This is a genomic window from Mucilaginibacter sp. P4_C11, from assembly GCF_056402115.1.
Genome location: NZ_JBFUIA010000001.1, coordinates 400,150 through 419,529, shown reverse-complemented (window position 1 = coordinate 419,529; position 19,380 = coordinate 400,150). Strand labels below are relative to the sequence as shown.

General features: G+C 42.7%; 13 protein-coding genes. 10 read left to right on the top strand and 3 right to left on the bottom strand.

Annotated features, from left to right (window positions below; translation table 11 throughout):
* Window positions 1–228 precede the first annotated feature (228 nt).
* The 10 genes from AC1DU2_RS01840 to porN all read left to right on the top strand — a co-directional run bounded on the left by AC1DU2_RS01840 (window position 229) and on the right by porN (window position 11,777).
* Window positions 229–432, top strand: a complete 204-nt coding sequence (locus AC1DU2_RS01840) for a hypothetical protein (protein ID WP_477357629.1) — start codon at window positions 229–231, stop codon at window positions 430–432.
* Between the two features lie 772 nt (window positions 433–1,204).
* On the top strand, window positions 1,205–2,341 hold the full coding sequence (gene lepB, locus AC1DU2_RS01835) for a signal peptidase I (protein WP_477357626.1): 1,137 nt from the start codon (window positions 1,205–1,207) through the stop codon (window positions 2,339–2,341).
* Window positions 2,342–2,370: 29 nt separating this feature from the next.
* Window positions 2,371–3,834, top strand: a complete 1,464-nt coding sequence (gene lepB / locus AC1DU2_RS01830; RefSeq protein ID WP_477382507.1) for a signal peptidase I — start codon at window positions 2,371–2,373, stop codon at window positions 3,832–3,834.
* Window positions 3,835–4,248: 414 nt separating this feature from the next.
* Window positions 4,249–4,959 carry a hypothetical protein gene (locus AC1DU2_RS01825; protein WP_477382502.1) on the top strand — a complete coding sequence of 237 codons (711 nt, stop codon included), beginning with the start codon at window positions 4,249–4,251 and terminating at the stop codon, window positions 4,957–4,959.
* Between the two features lie 83 nt (window positions 4,960–5,042).
* Window positions 5,043–6,020, top strand: coding sequence for a DUF4271 domain-containing protein (locus AC1DU2_RS01820; RefSeq protein ID WP_477382500.1), 978 nt, complete (start codon window positions 5,043–5,045; stop codon window positions 6,018–6,020).
* A 12-nt stretch (window positions 6,021–6,032) separates the two neighbouring features.
* The gene (locus tag AC1DU2_RS01815; protein WP_090642486.1) at window positions 6,033–6,797 is read left to right on the top strand and encodes a uroporphyrinogen-III synthase; all 765 of its coding nucleotides are present in this window, start codon (window positions 6,033–6,035) and stop codon (window positions 6,795–6,797) included.
* A 252-nt stretch (window positions 6,798–7,049) separates the two neighbouring features.
* Window positions 7,050–8,363: a T9SS ring complex lipoprotein PorK/GldK gene (gene porK / locus AC1DU2_RS01810; protein WP_477357616.1), complete on the top strand. Its 1,314-nt coding sequence runs from the start codon at window positions 7,050–7,052 to the stop codon at window positions 8,361–8,363.
* Window positions 8,364–8,410: 47 nt separating this feature from the next.
* A complete protein-coding gene (porL, locus tag AC1DU2_RS01805; protein WP_477357614.1) occupies window positions 8,411–9,220 on the top strand; it encodes a type IX secretion system motor protein PorL/GldL in 810 nt (269 codons plus the stop codon).
* A 40-nt stretch (window positions 9,221–9,260) separates the two neighbouring features.
* Entirely contained in the window at window positions 9,261–10,775 is a 1,515-nt protein-coding gene (gene porM / locus AC1DU2_RS01800) for a type IX secretion system motor protein PorM/GldM (protein ID WP_477357611.1), read from the top strand.
* A 6-nt stretch (window positions 10,776–10,781) separates the two neighbouring features.
* Window positions 10,782–11,777: a type IX secretion system ring subunit PorN/GldN gene (gene porN / locus AC1DU2_RS01795; protein WP_477357608.1), complete on the top strand. Its 996-nt coding sequence runs from the start codon at window positions 10,782–10,784 to the stop codon at window positions 11,775–11,777.
* 194 nt (window positions 11,778–11,971) lie between these two features.
* On the opposite strand, the gene uvrC is transcribed toward porN, so the two are convergent.
* The 3 genes from uvrC to porW all read right to left on the bottom strand — a co-directional run bounded on the left by uvrC (window position 11,972) and on the right by porW (window position 19,378).
* Window positions 11,972–13,780 (bottom strand): excinuclease ABC subunit UvrC, encoded by a 1,809-nt coding sequence (gene uvrC, locus AC1DU2_RS01790; RefSeq protein WP_477382498.1) that lies wholly within the window; start codon window positions 13,778–13,780, stop codon window positions 11,972–11,974.
* 292 nt (window positions 13,781–14,072) lie between these two features.
* A complete protein-coding gene (locus tag AC1DU2_RS01785; protein ID WP_477382496.1) occupies window positions 14,073–16,325 on the bottom strand; it encodes a penicillin-binding protein 1A in 2,253 nt (750 codons plus the stop codon).
* A 5-nt stretch (window positions 16,326–16,330) separates the two neighbouring features.
* Entirely contained in the window at window positions 16,331–19,378 is a 3,048-nt protein-coding gene (gene porW, locus AC1DU2_RS01780) for a type IX secretion system periplasmic lipoprotein PorW/SprE (protein WP_477382494.1), read from the bottom strand.
* Window positions 19,379–19,380: the final 2 nt, after the last annotated feature.

Sequence of the window (19,380 nt, the reverse complement as noted above, 5' to 3'; positions counted from 1 at the left end):
CATCAATGGATAGCGATACCGAAAACTTTATTATCAAATTGTTGGATAACTTAAAAGAAAAAATGCTAATAGCTATGATTACACACAATATTGGCTTAGCAGAAAGGCTTGGCCCTGTATATAATATTGATCAAAAGAAATATTTTGTTAAGGCCGATGCTGTTATCTGAAGGTTAAATTTGGTTATTTTTTATATTTTAGAGAAATGTTTATTAATTATTAAATGCTATGAAAACTTGGGGAATGTTAGGGATTTTAGGAGTTGGGTTAATTTTGATTGTAGCGGTATTATACCTGGTTCCAAACTTGAGGATGGAATATCCTGGATTGTACAAATACTCATGGAAAGCACTTATAATTTGGGGGATAATATTTGCCGGGTATTACCTGATGTTTTTACTGAAAAATAAGTATAACGTTGTTGATAAATAGGGCGTGGCACTCACAGATGAACAAGTTTAAACGTGCCAATAGCAACCAATTGAAAAGTGTGTAAAAGAAACTCACTTTCAGGGAAAAGCCGAACGCGCAAACTCAGGTAATGCAGATGCTGCTGCTAGCAACTTCTTATCCGCGGGTATTTTAATGTTTACCCGGCTGTTCGCCGCACAGCTTGTTTTTAATAAAATTGGCATGTTTGTTACAAAGCGGCCGGTAATAACCTACCATTAGCTTTGTTCTGGCTTCTTAGGAAAGGGAGATACATGGTAAAATGATCTGTGAAAAAACTGATCATAAACCAAATTTATCCGCTCCTTATTTAAACTTCGACGGTATTTCTTATTTGGCCTTTGATATAGGCAGTGCAAGCGGGATGAAATATTCGTCCTGCAGAATAGTTTTTACGGGACTGATAGTGGATACCCACTTGTTTGCTTAAATATTTACTCCCACTATACTTCTGTCACCGAGGCGAACATCGTGAAAGCGCACCACATCGTCAATTATCATGCATCAGGATTGATGGTTCAAAAAGCAATTTTTTAACTTTCCGCCTTCCCTTCGAAAGACTTTCCTCCTTAATCTTCATATTGCYTTTTTGAAATTGCATATTTGCACCGCTAAGCGGGTAACATATCGCTTACAAGGCAGTCATAGAGAAATAATTAATAATATATTCATCAAAAAATAAACAAATTTGTGATGTGCTTATCTGACTTAATCATCTGCACATCTGAAATTTGAAATTTGCACATCCGAAAAAATGAACTGGAAATTCTGGAAGAAAGATAAAACCACACCGAAAAAGAAAAAAGGGGCCGCCCGCGAATGGGCCGATGCCATTTTGTTTGCAGTGATAGCGGCTACCCTTATCCGTACACTTTTTATTGAAGCTTATGTTATCCCAAGCGGATCGATGGAGGGCTCGCTGCTTGTTGGCGATTACCTGTTTGTAAGTAAGGTTAACTACGGTGCACGTATGCCAATAACGCCATTGGCTGTGCCATTTACCGCGCATACCATACCGTTTACCGAAACCAAATCGTACCTGGATGTGCAATTGCCTTATTACCGGTTGCCAGGTTTAAGCGATATAAAAAAGGGCGATATTGTGGTGTTTAACCTGCCCACGGAAGCCGATTCGCCGCTATACCGGCCGGTTGACCGCCGTGAAAACATTATTAAACGATGCCAGGGTACCCCGGGCGATACGCTGAGTTTGGTTAATGCATTGGTGTATGTTAACAGTAAGCCCAGGCCGGCAGTTGAAGCCGGTAAAATGGCCTATGTTATAAAAACAGATGGCAGCGGGATAAACCCCGATGTAGTTAACGAATTGCACCTGGAAAGTTTTGGCGCTGTTGACAACACCACTTTTACAGCCAATGCTACTGTTGAATCGGTTAGGCAGTTAAAAACCTATTCCAATGTAAAATCGGTAACGCCCAATATCGCTATTAAAGGCTTGGTTGACGACGCAAACCCGGTATACCCGCTATCGCATCCCGATTATCAGCTGGGCACCATGCCGCGCTACAACTGGAACGTAGATAACTTTGGCCCTGTAATTATTCCCAAAAAAGGCTGGACAGTTAAGCTGGATAGCACTACCTTCCCGATATATGGGCGGGCTATAGCTATTTACGAGCACAATACCGTAAAAGTTGTTGGCAAGGATGTTTTTATAAACGGAAAAAAAGCCGATACTTACACCTTTAAAATGAACTACTACTGGATGATGGGCGATAACCGCCACAACTCCACCGATTCACGCTATTGGGGCTTTTTGCCCGAAGATCACGTAGTTGGCAAAGCATTATTTACCTGGATGAGTATTGATAGTACGGCATCGTTTGCAAATAAAATAAGGTGGAGCAGGTTGTTCAGGGGTATAAAATAGCTGTTACTTAAAGAAAATATATAGTGAATATTATAATTGCGTTTTTGTTATTTGTAGTTCTGCCTTTTATTGGTTTATATAAATTATTTGAAAAAGCCGGCAGGCCGGGTTGGGAGGGTGTAATACCCGTTTATAATATTTACATCATGATAAAACTGAGTGGCAGGCCGTTATGGTGGATGGCACTCATGTTACTGCCGGGGTTAAACATATTAGTGTTTGTTGGCCTGATGGTCGACTTTTTAAAGTCATATGGCAAGTTTTCATTAAGTGAACATATTGGTGGTGTTGCATTGCCGTTTATATTTTTGCCAAAGTGGGGTTTCGATAAGGATACTAAATATGTTGGCCCATCGGCCAATCTGGAGTTTAGGGAAAAATATAAGAAGGCGCTTAAAAAAACCGCGGTACGCGAGTGGGCCGATGCCATTATTTTCGCGGTGATAGCCGCTACGCTAATTCGCACCCTGTTCATTGAGGCGTACGTGATCCCAAGTGCATCTATGGAAAGCTCGTTGCTTATTGGCGATTACCTGTTTGTAAGCAAGGTAAACTACGGTGCCCGGTTGCCCATGACACCTGTAGCCTTCCCGTTTGCGCACCACACCATGCCGCTTATTAATACCAAGGCTTACTGGGACGGCATCGAGTTGCCTTATTACCGCCTGCCCGGTTTAACCGACATTAAAAAGGGCGATGTGGTGGTGTTTAATTACCCCATGGATGCCGATGCGCCTTTGAGCCGCCCTGTTGATAAACGCGAGAACTTTATAAAACGCTGTCAGGGTACCCCCGGCGATACGCTGAGCGTGGTAAATGCCCAGGTTTTTATTAATGGTAAAGCCAAAACAACTCCTTTAAATGGCGAAATTACTTACCGCGTACAATACGACGGGACGCCAATTAACCCCGACCTGATAAGCGACCTGCACCTGGCCGATATTGCCACTACTGATAGGGCTAATGAGTTTGTAACAAACACTACGGTAGCATCGGCCAATGCTTTAAAAGGGTACGCGAATATTAAATCAGTTACCCCCGATTTGGCTAAGCCCGGAGCTTCTGACGGATATACTGTTTTCCCATTAAAATATCCTAACTATAAAATTACCGCAAGTTTCCCCCGGTTTACCTGGAACCAGGATAATTACGGACCAATCATCGTACCTAAAAAAGGCTGGACAGTAAAGTTGGATAGCTTAATATTCCCGGTATACGGCCGCGCTATCGAAATTTACGAAGGCAACAAAGTTGAAGTAGTTGGCAAGGATATCCTGATTAATGGTAAAAAAGCCGACAGCTATACCTTTAAAATGAACTACTACTTTATGATGGGCGACAACCGCCATAACTCTGAAGATTCACGTTTCTGGGGTTTTGTTCCCGAAGATCATATTGTGGGCAAGGCGCTTTTTATCTGGATGAGTATTGACGACCAGGCCGGCTTCCTGCATAAGATCAGGTGGAGCAGACTGTTTAACGTTATCAGGTAATTTGAAAGGTATGATGTTATAGCTCACAGTAAGCCTAAACAATGCTCTGAAAAGAGCTATTGTTGAATGTATAGATAATGAGTTAAAGAGAATTTACAAGCAGCATACAGGTCATGTGGGATAAACACGGTGGTTGCACTTTGCGCCTATCACCTTTTCCCTAAAAAGCCTTTGCTAAATATCGTCGTCGATCGCAACAACAATAACCAACTATAGTTGGTCACTTGACACAAACTCAGGTTATTTAAGAAAGTTAAATGCTACTACCCAAGATGCTTGGTTTTTGGATATTTTTAGCTTTTTTGAGGGGTTTAACTCTTTTTAATTATAACTTAAGGGTTTCGATCAAATACTGTCATGATATTGCTTCCGGCTCCGTATAGGTTTTATATCTTTAGCCCAACCAATTACATTATGCCCCTCAAAATAGTTATTATTTTTACGCTCTGCGCCCTGCTTTCAACTACCATCAACGCGCAACGGGCAGGTAAAACAATTCAAATCAATATCGATACGCTGTTAAATGCCCGCCCGGTTAGCACCGGTTTCGATGGCTTGATAAAAAGCTGGACAAAAGGTATTGATGGTAACGGCGATGGCGATGGCTATCTCACCATGTCGGCCGCCATTTATTGCGACAATAAAGATCCTCATGCCCTGCCGGATAATCCGCTGATCCCTGCTACCAACATGCATCCGGCAATTAAATTGCACTATAATAATCGCGACAGTGTGGGCTACCAGGCCCGTTTTGTTTCGGGTGAGGGGAGATTTGCTTTTAATGTTCCGGCGAAGAGATACCAGGGAATGTATTTAAGTCTTACAAGTTCCGAAGGTCCGTCGCAGCTAACAATACAACTGATTTATAAAGATGGTACCGACATAAAGGATTTTACTTTGCCCGATTACTATAATGATATAACTACAGGCGATGAAAACTTAAGTTATCTGGTGCATAACCTGGCCAAATGGGGTAAAAAGAATATAATGACAGAAAGCGATCATCATAATATTGATGTGCTTAATGTCCATCCAAATCCTAAACGGGTGCTCAGGCGTATCATCGTTAAAAAGAGTAAGCCGGGTTTCCTGGTTTTTTGGGCAGCTACAGGTACGGTTAATTAACGTGTATCTTTAATTACCGGGCATTACAAAACAACCGATTATTACCTTAATTTTGCAGCGAATTTTAAAGGTGCGATTTTTTGATGCGTTTAATTGCTTTAAGTTTTTTGTTGATGTGCTGCGTTATTTTTGCCGCCTTTGGCCAGCAGGATACTACGGCGGGACGTAAGGTGCCGTCTTCCAGGCATATCAGCATTAGCGGTAATTCCGTGCTGGATTCCGTTGCTAACGCTATGCAAGCCCGAAAACTTTTTGTGGCCGATTCAATAGCAATGCGCTTTATCCGTGTGCCCGATTCAAGTACCACCAATGAATTTACAGATAGCTTACTTGCCCACACCCAATATAAAGGATATGGTTTTTTAGATATTCACCTAAAAACAAAAGGGAAGGTAAAAGATGGCCTTGGCCGTCCGCAGCGCGATCCCTGGGTTATTGCAATTATTATTGCCCTGTTACTGTACACGGCAATATTAAATATCACCCTCAACAGTGACGTGAGTTTTGTATGGCATTCATTTTATAGCAAGCGCGTTTTATCGCAGGCCGGCAAAGAAGATGGGGTGGTAAGCCTATGGGCTTTTTTAGGATTGTTTTTGCTTTTCTGTTTAACTTTTAGCCTGTTTTTATTCCAGTTGGCAGCTTATAAAGGTGTTTATTACGTGGTGAGCGGCAGCAGGCTTTTTGTTTTGCTTACTATTGGTGTTATTGCTTTGTTTGCGCTAAAATTTGTTGTACTTAAGCTGTTGGGCTTCGTGTTTGATATTAATAAACTGGTTAGCGAATATCTGAATATATTACACCTTACTTATTTTAATATAGCATTCGTTTTTTTACCGGTAGTGATATGTTTTAGCTTATTGGGTTCGCAGTACGTCCCGGTATTGCTTACCCTAACACTCATCATTGTTATCATAATTTTTATATGGCAATATCTCAGGAGCAGCGTAAACATAATTTCTACTTTTAGATTTCACAAATTTTATTTATTTACGTATCTTTGTGCCCTCGAAATTTGCCCTATTTTAATTTTGATAAAGGCATTAAACATTAGGATTTAGGTAGTTAAAAGTATTGACTTGGAAGACAGAAAGAAAAAGGTTAAAAGTATATTAGTTACTTTATCAAAACCCGAAAACGACAAAAATCCGTACGCCGAGCTGGCTAAAAAGCTGAACCTGAAAATTGATTTCAGATCATTTATTCATGTTGAGGGCGTACCGGCAAAGGATTTCAGGAAGGAAAAAATTAACCTGGGCGATTTTACCGCGGTTATTTTTACCAGCCGCAATTCTGCCGACCATTTCTTCCGAATTTGTGAAGAGATGCGCTTTGAAGTGCCTGTAGAAATGAAATACTTCTGTTTGTCTGAAACAATTGCCCTTTACCTGCAAAAGTATATACAGTACCGCAAGCGCAAAATCTTTTTTGGCAAACAAACAGCTGCCGATTTAGCCGAAGTGTTAAAGAAGCATTCTGCCGAAAAATTTCTGTACCCATGCTCAGATGTAGCTGCCGAAGAGACCCAACGCTTCTTGTTGGAGAATGGTTATAACTTTACCCCTGCAGTGTTATTCCGTACCGTTTGCAGCGATCTATCAGACCTGGCCGAGGTGTTTTATGATGTTATCGCCTTCTTCAGTCCTTCAAGCATCCAATCCCTCTATAAAAACTTTCCCGATTTTAAACAGAATAATACACGCATAGCAGCCTTTGGTGCAACAACCCATAAAGCAGTGCTTGAAGCGGGTTTAATACTGGATATTCCTGCACCAACACCAGCTGCTCCATCCATGACAATGGCTATTGAACAGTATTGTAAATTGGTAAATAAATAAAAAAAAGGAAATTTATTTACCAATTCGAAACTTTTTTGTGGTTAATAGCGTATTAGTGACATCTAATTTACACTTAAGTAGTTAGTTAGTTCATTGTTTTTTGCACTGTAATTTATTAATAAAACAATGCTTGTAGCATTTAAAGGGGCCTTTTATTGCTTAATTTAAATGTTTTTTGGCGCGGTAACGCAAATTTGATATATTCGGGGGTCTTATAATGTTATATTTTTATAACTGATTTTTGATTTTAAAATGAAGCAGATATACTTTTTAATAGTTGTTTTAGCTGGTGGTGTGTTAAGTGGTTGCGGTGGCGGCGGCGATAGGGGCGAGCTAACCGGGGTGCCGCAGCGTTCTTTTAAGGCCGAAGTGCCTTACGGAATGGTTTATATACCAGGCGGTTCATTTATGATGGGGCAAACCGATCAGGATGTAACATTTGCACAAACAGCCCAACCAAAACAGGTAACAGAAGCACCATTTTTTATGGACCAAACAGAAATCACCAACAGTGAATACAAGAAATTTGTGTTTTGGGTGCGTGACTCTATCGCTATCACCAATTATGTAAACGACAATAAATATTATTTGCAGCCAAAAGGCGGCCGTGGGGCCAACGCAAGCGGTAAAAAATATATCAATTGGGCTTATGTAAAAAAGAACCCGGTTTGGAGTAACAAAAAAGGCGCCGCAAGCAACAAATCGAAACTTCAGGGGATGTTTTACCAGAACGAAGACCGCGTTTTTGATCGCGACGAACTGGATGTACGCCTGCTTAAATACAACTACGCGCTTATGGTGCTGCGCGATGCTGCAAACCACCGTAACGATCCAAAATCTAGGCGTTCGGATTTCATTCTGCGCGATACCGTTACGGTATATCCCGATACATTGGTGTGGTTAAGTGATTTTTCATACGCGGCAAATGAGCCCATGGTTGAGGCTTATTTTTCGCACCCTGCCTTCCGCAATTACCCTGTAGTAGGTGTTACCTGGAGACAGGCAAGGGCGTTTACCGTTTGGCGTACACGCTACAACGAAGCTTATAAAAATTCAAGACATTTACCTCCACGTGCCGATTACCGCTTACCTACCGAAGGGGAATTTGAATACGCTGCCCGTGGCGGCAGGTTAGGTACCGATTACCCATGGGGCGGTCCTTATATTAAAAATGCAAAAGGTTGTTTATTGGCAAACTTTAAACCAGGCCGCGGTAATTACACAGATGATGGCGGTGCGTACACTGTAAACGTACGTTCCTATTTCCCTAATGATTACGGCTTGTATAACATGGCCGGCAATGTGGCAGAGTGGACATCATCAGCTTTTGACGAGTCTGCTTCAACATTTGTTCATGACCTTGCTCCAACCTTTGCCGTTGAGGCAAAATCTTCTGATCCCGAAGTGCTTAAACGTAAAGTTGTACGGGGGGGATCATGGAAAGATATCGGTTATTTCCTTCAAAATTCTACCCGTACCTACGAGTACCAGGACACAGCTAAATCATACATCGGTTTCCGCTGCGTAACAAGTTACCTGGGCCGGGACATCAAAGACAAACGATAAACAAAACAAAAACGTAAAATCTAAAAACAAAGTTATTTCTGATTATTATGGCTGGAACAGGAAAGAAAAAACCATTTGGAATAGGAAACATTATTTCAATCGGGGCAACGGTAGTTATTATCGGTTTGTTATTTAAAATTCAACACTGGAAATATGCTTCTGAGTTTATCACCGCAGGTTTAACAACCGAGGCTATACTTTTCTTTATTTTAGGGTTACAACGCGAAGACAAAGAGGTTGATTGGGTGCGGGTATATCCTGAGTTAAATGAGGATTTTCAGGGCGAACTGCCAAAGTCATCATCGCACCCGGTTGCTATTGGTGCAACAAACACTACCGCAGCTTTAGATAAAATGCTTGATGATGCCAAAATTGGACCGGACCTGGTACGCAGCCTGGGCGATGGTTTAAGAACCTTTGGCGATAAAGTTGCAGCTATATCAAGAGTAACTGATGCCGGCGAAGCTACCATTGCTTTTACTGCTAAAGTAAAAACAGCAACCGCAAGTTACGATAACCTGAGTGCAGCATTTGAAAAAGCTTCGGCCAACTTAGCCGAAATGGCCGATACCAATGTAGATTCAAAAGCTTACCACGAGCAGGTAAACAAACTGGCTAAAAATTTGGGATCATTAAACGCGGTTTACGAATTGGAGTTACAGGATTCAAACGCGCACTTAAAATCGATGAGCAAGTTTTACCAAAATATGGCCTTAACCATGAATAACTTTAACGAATCGTTAGATGACTCGAAACAGTTTAAGGAAGAGGTTGGTCGTTTAGCAAAAAACCTGGGATCATTGAACGCTATATATGGCAATATGCTTACAGCCATGAATCAGCCACGTGTTAGTTAATTTATTAAACAGAATTTTTTAAAAGCTAAGATTTATATAGATGGCCGGAGGTAAGGAAACCCCAAGACAGCGAATGATAGGTATCTTATACCTGGTGCTTTTAGGCTTAATTGCCCTGAACGTACCAGAGAACCTGTTGGATGCTTTTAAAAATATTGCAAGAAGTTTGGATGCATCTACAAAGAATGTAAATACCAGCCTACAAAACACATATAGTTCATTTGAGGAAAAGGTAAAAGCCCAGCCCGATAAGAAAAAGTACTACGATGCTGCTAAACAGGCAACAGCGATGACGGATGATTTGAGTAAGTACATTGATGACCTGAAAGCTGAGCTTAAGGAAAAAGGTGGGGGTATCAATCCTGAAATTGACGATATTAACGCTCGCGACAATTTAGATATATCATCAGAAGTGATGATCAACGGCAAAAAGGCCGATGTTCTCAAGGAAAAAATAGAGGCTACACGTGCCAAACTGCTGCAATTATTAGGCAAGGATGCCGAAGGCGTAAATTTTTCTTTAAATGCTGATGCACCAAAAGCAAACGCCGGAATGCAACAAAAAAGCTGGCAACAAGCTTATTTTGGCGAAGGCGTCCCCTTGGGAGCAACCATAACCACGCTTGCCAAAATACAGGCAGATACAAAAAATGCCGAAAATGAAGTTGTTAAGAAATTATACAGCAACGTTGATAAAGCCGAAGTAACGCTAAATGCGTTCCGCGCAGTGGCGGTTGCACCAAGCAGCTATGTTTTAGCAGGTCAGCAATTTAAGGCAGACATTTATTTGACGGCTTATGATTCACATACCAATCCAACTATTACGGTAGGAGGATCGGCTGTGCCGACTAAAGATGGTATTGGAACTTATACAACTACGGCAAGTGGCGAGGGTAAGCATACTATGAGTGGCGTATTGGTTGTTAAAGCAGTTGATGGTGGACCGGATAAAAGGTACACATTTTCGCAAGACTATATGGTTGCAAGACCATCGGCTGTGGTATCGCCTGATAAAATGAATGTATTGTACATTGGCGTACCAAACCCGGTATCAGTGTCTGCTCCAGGTGTGCCTACTTCAAGTTTAAATGTAAGCATGAATGGTGGTTCCATCAGCGGCTCTGCGGGGCACTACACCGTTAAAGTGAGTAACCTTGGCGCAGCTAAAATTACGGTTAGCGGGGAGAAAGGAATGGTTTTAGGAACATCTGAATTTCGCGTAAAACGGATTCCCGATCCTAAAGCCCAGTTTGCCGGCAAAACAGGCGGAGTAACGAGTGCTGCTAACATCAGGGCTCAAAATAGGCTGTTTGCCAGGTTAGAGAATTTTGACTTTGATGCTAAATTTAATGTAACACACTTTACGATACTGATAATCAGGCCGCGTTTAGATGCAGTTATTTATTCGGCCAACAGTGGCGAATTTACAGCTGCTATGAGCACCGCCATAAATACAGTAACGCCGGGGAGTACTGTTGTATTCAGAGATATTGTAGCAGTTGGCCCGGATGGATTGTCGAGGCCGATTGATCCGATTGTATTATCCGCAAATTAAACGCGTATGAAAAAGAGAATTTTAATTGTTTTACTTTGTTTTGCCTGCGTTGGTGCTTATGCACAAAGTAAGCTTAAGAAGAAATCTACGAGGAAACCAACCAGTACCTCTGCTGCCGCAAGAAGGAGAACTACTACTCCGCCGCCACCTTCAAATACGGTGGCCAGTCAGCCAGCTCCTGATACAGTTAATAAAAAACCGATGAAGCCTTTTGAAAGGCCGCTTGATGGCTACTATAAAAAGAACAACATTTTAAATGCCAAAGTAACCCCGTACCCCAACTTGCGCGAAAGCGATGTGGCATTTGCCAAAAGGGTGTGGCGCGAGATTGACGTGCGCGATAAAATGAATACCTACCTTGCTTCGCCAAAACGCCGTTTAATTGACGTTTTGCTGGATGCTATTACTGCAGGCGAATTAACCGCGTATGATGCTACCCAAGGCAAAAAAGATGATGTGAATGGCGATGGTTTCTCCACACCGTTGCCGCCAGGCGCAGCACGCGCAAGGCTTGCCGGTGGCGATAGCAGCGTTGTTAGTATACCAGACAAGGATGGCAACATTGTTTCATCAAAGAAAGTAGCTAATGAGTTTATTCCGGATAGTGTTGTTAAATTCAGGATTAAAGAGGATTGGGTATTTGACAGGCAACGCTCAATATTTGAGCCCCGCATTATAGGTATTGCTCCACTAATAAAACCAAAATCTGCTCCCGGCGTATCTGCCGACCTTGTTGGATATCAACCGGCATTTTGGATATATTTTCCCGAAGCACGCCAGGTATTGGCTACCAAAGAAGTGGTTAGCCGCGCCAGCGATGCAACAGGCTTGAGTTTCGACGATGTTTTCATGAAGCGGATTTTTGCCAGTTATGTTGTTAAACAAAGTAACGATAAGGACGAAAGCGTTAAGGATTACGCACAAGGGATAGATAAGCTATACGAATCGGAAAGGATCAAGAAGAGTTTGATGGATTGGGAACTTAACCTTTGGCAGTATTAATTGTTAAGTTAAAATTCAAAAGTAAAAAGTCAAAACTGGTATGGTTTTGACTTTTTGCGTTTTATATAAAATCATTGTCCAAAACTACCGTCACTGCGAGGTACGAAGCAATCCCGAACTATTTGAGACTTAGCATGTAGGGGGATTGCTTCGCGCCTTGCAATGGCGGATATTTGATAGCACCAATCAATAACTTAATTTTGACTTTGATCAAAGTATCCCAAAATCGCCTTAGCCTGTTTTAAATTAACAACTTCCAATAGTAGTTCCTCATTGGCTTCGCGGATCTTTTTTACCGATTTAAAGTATTTTAACAGTTTTTCGGCAGTGGTTTTGCCTATGCCTTCTATCAGTTCCAGTTCGGTAGCCAGCGTGCCTTTGTCGCGTATTTTACGGTGGAAGGTTATACCAAAGCGGTGTGCCTCATCCCGCAGGTGCTGGATCACCTTAAGCGTCTCTGACTTTTTATCCAGGTACATGGGGTACTGGTCATTCGGGTAATATAATTCTTCCAGGCGTTTGGCTATGCCTATCACGGTTACTTGTTTGTCTATCCCCAATAGTTTTAAACTATGCATCGCGCTTGATAGTTGCCCCTTGCCACCGTCTATAATGATCAGTTGCGGCAGTTCGGTGCCTTCGTCAAGCATGCGGCGGTAGCGTCGGTGTACGGCCTCTTCCATTGTCGCAAAATCATTCGGACCTTCTACCGTTTTTACGTGAAAATGGCGGTAATCCTTTTTAAATGGCTTACCGTCCCTGAAAACCACAATTGCCGAAACAGGATATTTGCCCTGGAAGTTGGAGTTATCAAAGCATTCAATATGGCGGGGCAGTTGGTTCATCCGTAAATCCTTCATCATCTGCGTTAGTAAACGCTCGGTGCGGATTTCCGGATTCAGCTTTTCGTACTGGTCAATTTTTTCCTTTTTGAAGTACTGCACGTTCTTTTGCGACAAATCCAGCAGCTTACGTTTTTCGCCCAGTTTTGGTACTGTGAATTTAATGCCGGGATGGTCTTCCACATCAATATCAAACGGCACAATCACTTCTTTTGATGTGCTGTTATACCTGCTCCTGAATTCAATAATGGCTAAAGTAAGTAACTCCTCGTCGCTTTCGTCGAGGCGTTTCTTAAGCTCGATGGTTTGTGTTTGGATAATTGTGCCATTCATCACCTTTAAGTAGTTTACAAAGGCCAGCTTCTCTTCTGATGCTATATTAAACACATCCACATCGGTGATGGACGAGTTGACGATGGTTGATTTGCTTTGGTAATTCTCCAGCAAATCAAACTTACGTTTCAGGCGATGGGCAAGCTCGTAGTTGTATTCGGCTACAGCTGTTTCCATCTCGCCTTTAAGGCGGCGTAGTATAGCGCCTATTTTACCATTCAGGATATCGGTGATGTCGGCTATGCTGTTGTCGTAATCGTCTTCCGTTTGATAGTTTTGGCAGGGCCCTTTGCAGTTGCCCAACTGGTACTCCAGGCAAACCTTGAATTTACCCTTATCAATATTTTCGCGGGTTAGCGCCAGGTTGCAGGTGCGCAGGGGGTAAGTTTCCTTTATGAGTCCCAAAATGTTGTGCATCATGCTTATGGATGCATACGGACCTAAGTATTTTGACCCGTCTTTAACAATACGCCTTGTCCAGAAGATGCGGGGGAAGTTTTCGTTTTTGATAATTACCCACGGATAAGTTTTATCATCTTTAAGCAGTACATTATACCTGGGCTGGTGCTTTTTGATCATGCTGTTTTCAAGCAACCAGGCATCCACCTCGGTATCAACAATGGTAAAAGTTATATTGCGGATTTTTGATACCAAAACCCGTGTTTTGGCATTAATGTTAATGTCTTTATTGAAATAAGACCCAACGCGGTTACGCAGGTCTTTAGCTTTACCGATGTATATCAGTTCCTTCTCCTCGTCCCAATATTGGTAAACTCCCGGTTTATGGGGGATGTTTTTTAATGCTTCCCGGTAATCGAATTTCTCCATTTGGTTCATTGGTTCACTGGTTCATTAGTTCATTGGTCTGCTTTGAGACCTGAACAACTGCAAATGATTTAACTTGTTTCCTGTCTATTGATCTGTTTTCTGAGCAGTAGTTTTATCAATAAACTTTGAATATGCTTTATAATCCTTCCGATTTTGTCGCAACTTTTTTGCTAACTTATCTACATCCAAGTCTTCAAGATTACAATGACCGATATTGAGCTACTTAATCAATCGGCAAATCTATTGAACTTTTCACCAATGAACTAATGAACCAGTGAACGAATGAATAATTTTAAAAATCTAATTTTTTATCCACCTCATTTGTCCCCTGTTGCTGTTGGGTATACTGCCCACAATCTAATACAATGCTTACACCTGTTTTGGGTGCGTCAAAATCAACAGTTTTTTTGATGCCGAGAGCAGCGTTGGCATATACCTTTTTCATGTATATCGCAAATATTGGTAACGCGCTATTTGCTCCCTCGCCCAGTCGGGTTGATTGAAAGGCGATGTCCCGGTCTTCGCAACCAGTCCACAGGCCGGTTACCAGCTGTGGGGTTATGCCAATAAACCAGCCATCGGAGTTGCCGTTGGTGGTACCGGTTTTGCCGCCGATAGGGTTACGCAGCCCGTATTTATAAGCCAGCCTTGACCCTGTTCCATCCTCAATAACGCCTTTTAACATATAGGTCATTACATAGGCCGTTTGCGGGTTCATGGCCTGCACCACTTTTGGGGTATGGCTATATAGTACGTTGCCGTTTTTATCTTCAATACGTAATATATAAGTGGGCTCGGTCCATAAACCGTGGTTGGCAAATACCGAGTATGCTGCCGTCATTTCAAATACCGATGCATCAAATGTACCCAGGCATATAGATGGGTAGGCGGGTACGGCGCTGGTTATCCCCATTTTTTTAATCAGTTCTACAACAGGCTCGGGCTTCACTTCACTCATTACGTGGGCGGTTACCCAGTTTTGCGAGTGGGCGAGGGCCTGACGCAGGGTTATAAAACCCGGCAAGGTTTCTGACGGAGACGAGCGGGGGCACCACGGATCGCCATAACCGCGGATGGTATCGGGTACGTTGTTTATTTTTAAACATGGCGAGTAACCGTTATCAATGGCCACCGCGTAAGTAAAGGGTTTGGCTGTTGAACCTACCTGTCGGGTGCCATTTTTAACCTGGTCGTACTTAAAATGTTCAAAGTTGGTGCCGCCTACCCAGGCTTTAACATAGCCGGTTGTAGGATCCATGCTCATGAGGGCATTGCGCAAAAGCATTTTACAGTATATAATAGAGTCGGTTGGCCGCATTACGGTATCAATATTGCCATGCCAGGTAAACAGGTTCAGGGTATCTTTGGTATCAAAATTGGTTTTGATATCCTCATCGCTCATGCCCTGCATTTTAAGCTGTTTGTACCTGTCGCTTTTTAGCATCCCCTGGTTTATCAGGAATTTAAAATTGTGGATGCTTTTGGCCAGGTTTTGCCCGCGCCAGTGGTCATTAAATTGTGCTTGCAGGTTCTTCATGTACTCCTGCTGTGCCTCTTCGGCATATTGCTGCATGGTGGCATCAATAGTGGTGTAAATTTTTAGTCCATCCAGATCAAGATCATAAGGTGTACCATCGGGGCGATTGATGCTTTGCTCTTTAAAAATCTTTTGAATCTCTTTTTTTAACACCGATCTGAAGTAAGGCGCCGGGCCATCAAAATGGTTATTCTGGTGAAAATCTAATCCAAGTGGTTTTTGTTTAAACTCGGCAACCTGGCCATCGCTTAAAAAGCCTTGCTCCTGCATACGGTTAAGTACAAGGTTGCGGCGATTTATAGCATTTTTTGGATGCCGGATAGGAGAGTAAATGCCAGGGCCATTAACCATCCCGATTAATAAGGCAGCCTGATCCGGCGTCAATTTATCTGGAGTGGTATTAAAATAGGTGCGCGCGGCCGATTTTATACCGTATGTATTGTAAGCACCAAAATCAACGGTGTTTAAGTACATGGTTAGTATTTCTTCTTTAGTATAATGGCGCTCTAATTTAACGGCTGTTATCCATTCCTGCAGTTTTTGGGTTATCCGTACAAATGGGTTGTTTGATTTTTCGGTAAATAAATTTTTTGCAAGTTGTTGGGTTATAGTACTGCCGCCCTGTTTTTGGCCGATAAGCAGGTGCAGGAATATAGTAAAGCTGCGCCCGAAATCAATCCCCGAATGGTCGTAAAAGCGTTTGTCTTCGGTAGCAACTAAAGCATTAATAACGTTAGGTGACAGCTCTTTATAGGTAACGTTTGACCGGTTCTGAACATAATACGTACCTAAAACCTGCTTGTCAGATGATATTACTTCTGATGCGAGGTAGCTTTTCGGGTTTTCCAAACGGTAAAACGGAGGAAGCTGCCCAAATACATCAAAAACAGTAAGCGTTATCATCAACCCCACAAAAGCAAAAAGGGCTATTACGGCGCGCCATATATACCAGTTGTAGTGTCGTATTTCCTGCGGACTAAGGGCTGGTTTTTTATTGTAGATTTTCATTTTTTTCAATAATATCTTTGATAGTAATCAATATAGCTATCTAATGTTTTTTTGTCGGCTAATTTATCCAGATTTTCCCTGGTAATGATAAAAAAACTGTATTTATCCTTTGGCACCTTCATAATATCGGGCATTACCGGGATAATAGAGCGGGCATACTTTTTAACATCCTCGAGGCTATAAAAGCGGCCCACGTATATAAGCTGATTATCGTCGCCCAGGGGCTTCAAATCGTGTTTGATGGTACTACCCGAAAACCTGCTGCGATTGAATTGCCCTATACCAAAACGCGACGATGCCAGGTTAGTTGTACCGGTGCCTACATTTACAACAAAATAATAATTGCTGCTATCGCGCAAGCTAAATATATAGTTTACAGGCGTAGCGGCTATTACAGGTGTAGCGCTTGCCGGTGTTTGTGTTTGTTGTGCCTGTTTGGCTGCGGCAAATTGATCAAGTAATTTCCTAACTGAGTCAACGCTTGGCGCGGCGTTGGCATTATTTGGTTGCGAAGGTAGCTGAACCACTGTTTTTACAGAATCCTTGTGGGGCACGATTACGGCGCTAACCGATGTTTTTACAGAATCTTTACGGGATGTAACTACAGTGCTAACCGCCGGTTTCACCGGAGGGCTGGATTTAGGCTTTTCGACAGGCGGAGCTGGTTTTGCCACGGTTACCGCGGGAGGCGGCACAGGTTTTCGCACCTCGGGTATTAACGCAACCGCTGCGGATGGATGATACTCCGGGCGGTATTCTGTTTGTTTTTGATATGCCACCGGTGGTGTAAAAGGTATATCATTAACATCGTTGCCGGTTAATACCACTGTACGGGTTTCCATCTCCACCCGGTTCGAGTCGATGTAAGTTAAATGCTGGGCAGCTAAAGGAGTTACCAGTTTATCATCCGGGTATTTGGCTACTATCTGCTGCAAATCGGTCATGAATGGTGCAAGCTTTTCCTGGTGGCCGGCAGCTATGGCGCGTAAATAAAATAGCTGGGCTGCAAAGCGGTTGTCGGGATATTTGGCCAGCAAATCATTTGCGCGGGTAATTACTTCGGTGTATTTTCTTTGTGCGTACAAATCATAAACGCCGTTATATAAAATCGTGAATTCTGCATTGGCATCGTCAAGGTGCTTGCTGTACTCAGGGTCGAGGATGATCTTGGCAAAAACACTTTGTCCGAATTCTTTCAGGATCATGTTCTTGTAAGCTTCGGATTTGCTTGCATCTATATCGGCATAAAGGCGGTACAGGTTATAATATAAGGCCGCTTTATCGGTGCTTTTGGGGAAGCGCGTTAGTATAGCTTCATATGTTACAATCGCTTCTTTTTTATCACCTAACAAATCGCGGTAAAAATTGGCCATATCCATGTAGGCGTTATAAACCCGCAGGTTTGAACGGTTAAGTAAATCGGGGGTCAGGGGCAGGTTTTTAATCAAATCCTGCCGGTAGCTGCCTGCATCGCCATTGGTCTGTGTAGTTGCATCCTGTGTGGTGGGGGCAAAAGGATCATCGGCCGCCGGTGCGTTGGTGCCATTGGCTACCAAGTTGGCGGTCGATCGTTTACTGCGGCGCCAGTTATCTTCCAGTTTGCGGTTGCCCCATTGTCTTTTAAAGTCGTTTACGCCAAGGCTTATTGCGGTGGAGTTATAAAAATAAAATGTGCTGCTGCCGCTTTTATTGGCCTGTTGGTTATTGAGATTATTGCCGCTTCGGCTATTTTCAAACTGTCCATTGTTACTTGCCGCTGTAACAGTTGCCGCTTTATCCTGTAATATTTTCCGGTTAACCATGGCATCAATGCGGGCGGCCCGTGTTTGCTCGTCAAGTGAGGCAAGCATTTGCAGGGTATCTTCGCGGCTGATGGTTTGCAGCAGGCCCGTTAGTATTTGCAGGTTATTGGCCTTTTTGCGAATGATCTGGTACCCCGGATAGGTTGGCGCCAGGTAGGTAAGCGTACTATCGTAATATAATTTGGCGCCTGCATAATCGGCTTTGTTCTTAAAATCGATATCGGCAATACGCAGGTACGAGAGGCCTTTCTGATTTTGGTTTTTAACGCTGTTGCGTACCGATAGTTTATAGTTTTTTATAGCGCCGTCAATATCGCCGGTGGCGTAAAGTTGTTGTGCTACCTGGTAATAAATCTGATCGGTAAACTCTTTGTTGTTTTGATTTTTAAGGAGCTTGCGCAGGCGTTCAACCTTATTTTGTTTGATGCCGTTTTCCTGGTCTTGCAGGCGGATGCGGTTCAGGTTGGCGTTAAAGGCCATCTCAAACGACGAATTGCTTTTGGCGATGCCGGCGTAATTAACTATGGCAGCATCGGGTTTTTGATTAAGCTCCTGCAACTGGGCCAAAATGAATGTCCAACGGAGCTTCAGTTCGCCATCGTGGCAAAGTTTCAGGGCTGTTTTGGCACTTTCCTCGGCGGCGGGGTAATCTTCGGTATTAATATTGTATTGCAGCTGTGTGGCATAAATGCCTGCCGGAATACTTTTTTTAGGGTTGATGTTTTTGATGGCGGTATCTATCGCCACTTTAGCTTCTGATGGATTATTGAGATACAATAGTGCCCGGCTCTTCCATATCAATGCTTCCTGCTTAAGATTAGCCTGCTTGCCGTACGATGCAATTACATAATTAAAATATTCTATCGCATCAAAATAACTGCCTTCCAGGAAACGGGCTTTGCCCATAACCAGGTAGGCATCGCCCAAATAATGGCTTTGCTCTTTAATGTTGATGATTTTATTGGCTTTGCTAAAAGCCAGTTCCAGGTCTTTATCGGGTGTGCTGCTTTGGCTTACCGTATCGGGGTAAACATTTAGCAGCTCGTTATAGGAGTCAACAAAACCGGCGGCATAGCTTTCCTGCTTAAGGCGCAGCAATTCATTTGCATTAAACAGAATATTGTAATGCGCCGTAAGGTTTTGCATCTGGCGGTTAAAACCGCTTTCCTTTTCGAGCGAGCAGCCTGCTATGATGAATAATAGCCCGGGCAACAATAATTTACGTGTTTTAGATAGGGAAAATATGCTCACTC

Excerpts from the sequence above, each read along its gene's own strand:
- AC1DU2_RS01840 (WP_477357629.1), top strand. The coding sequence starts at position 229 with ATGAAAACTTGGGGAATGTTAGGGATTTTAGGAGTTGGGTTAATTTTG.
- lepB (WP_477357626.1), top strand. The coding sequence starts at position 1,205 with ATGAACTGGAAATTCTGGAAGAAAGATAAAACCACACCGAAAAAGAAA.
- AC1DU2_RS01825 (WP_477382502.1), top strand. The coding sequence starts at position 4,249 with ATGCCCCTCAAAATAGTTATTATTTTTACGCTCTGCGCCCTGCTTTCA.
- AC1DU2_RS01820 (WP_477382500.1), top strand. The coding sequence starts at position 5,043 with ATGCGTTTAATTGCTTTAAGTTTTTTGTTGATGTGCTGCGTTATTTTT.
- porK (WP_477357616.1), top strand. The coding sequence starts at position 7,050 with ATGAAGCAGATATACTTTTTAATAGTTGTTTTAGCTGGTGGTGTGTTA.
- porL (WP_477357614.1), top strand. The coding sequence starts at position 8,411 with ATGGCTGGAACAGGAAAGAAAAAACCATTTGGAATAGGAAACATTATT.
- porM (WP_477357611.1), top strand. The coding sequence starts at position 9,261 with ATGGCCGGAGGTAAGGAAACCCCAAGACAGCGAATGATAGGTATCTTA.
- porN (WP_477357608.1), top strand. The coding sequence starts at position 10,782 with ATGAAAAAGAGAATTTTAATTGTTTTACTTTGTTTTGCCTGCGTTGGT.
- uvrC (WP_477382498.1), bottom strand. The coding sequence starts at position 13,780 with ATGGAGAAATTCGATTACCGGGAAGCATTAAAAAACATCCCCCATAAA.
- AC1DU2_RS01785 (WP_477382496.1), bottom strand. The coding sequence starts at position 16,325 with ATGAAAATCTACAATAAAAAACCAGCCCTTAGTCCGCAGGAAATACGA.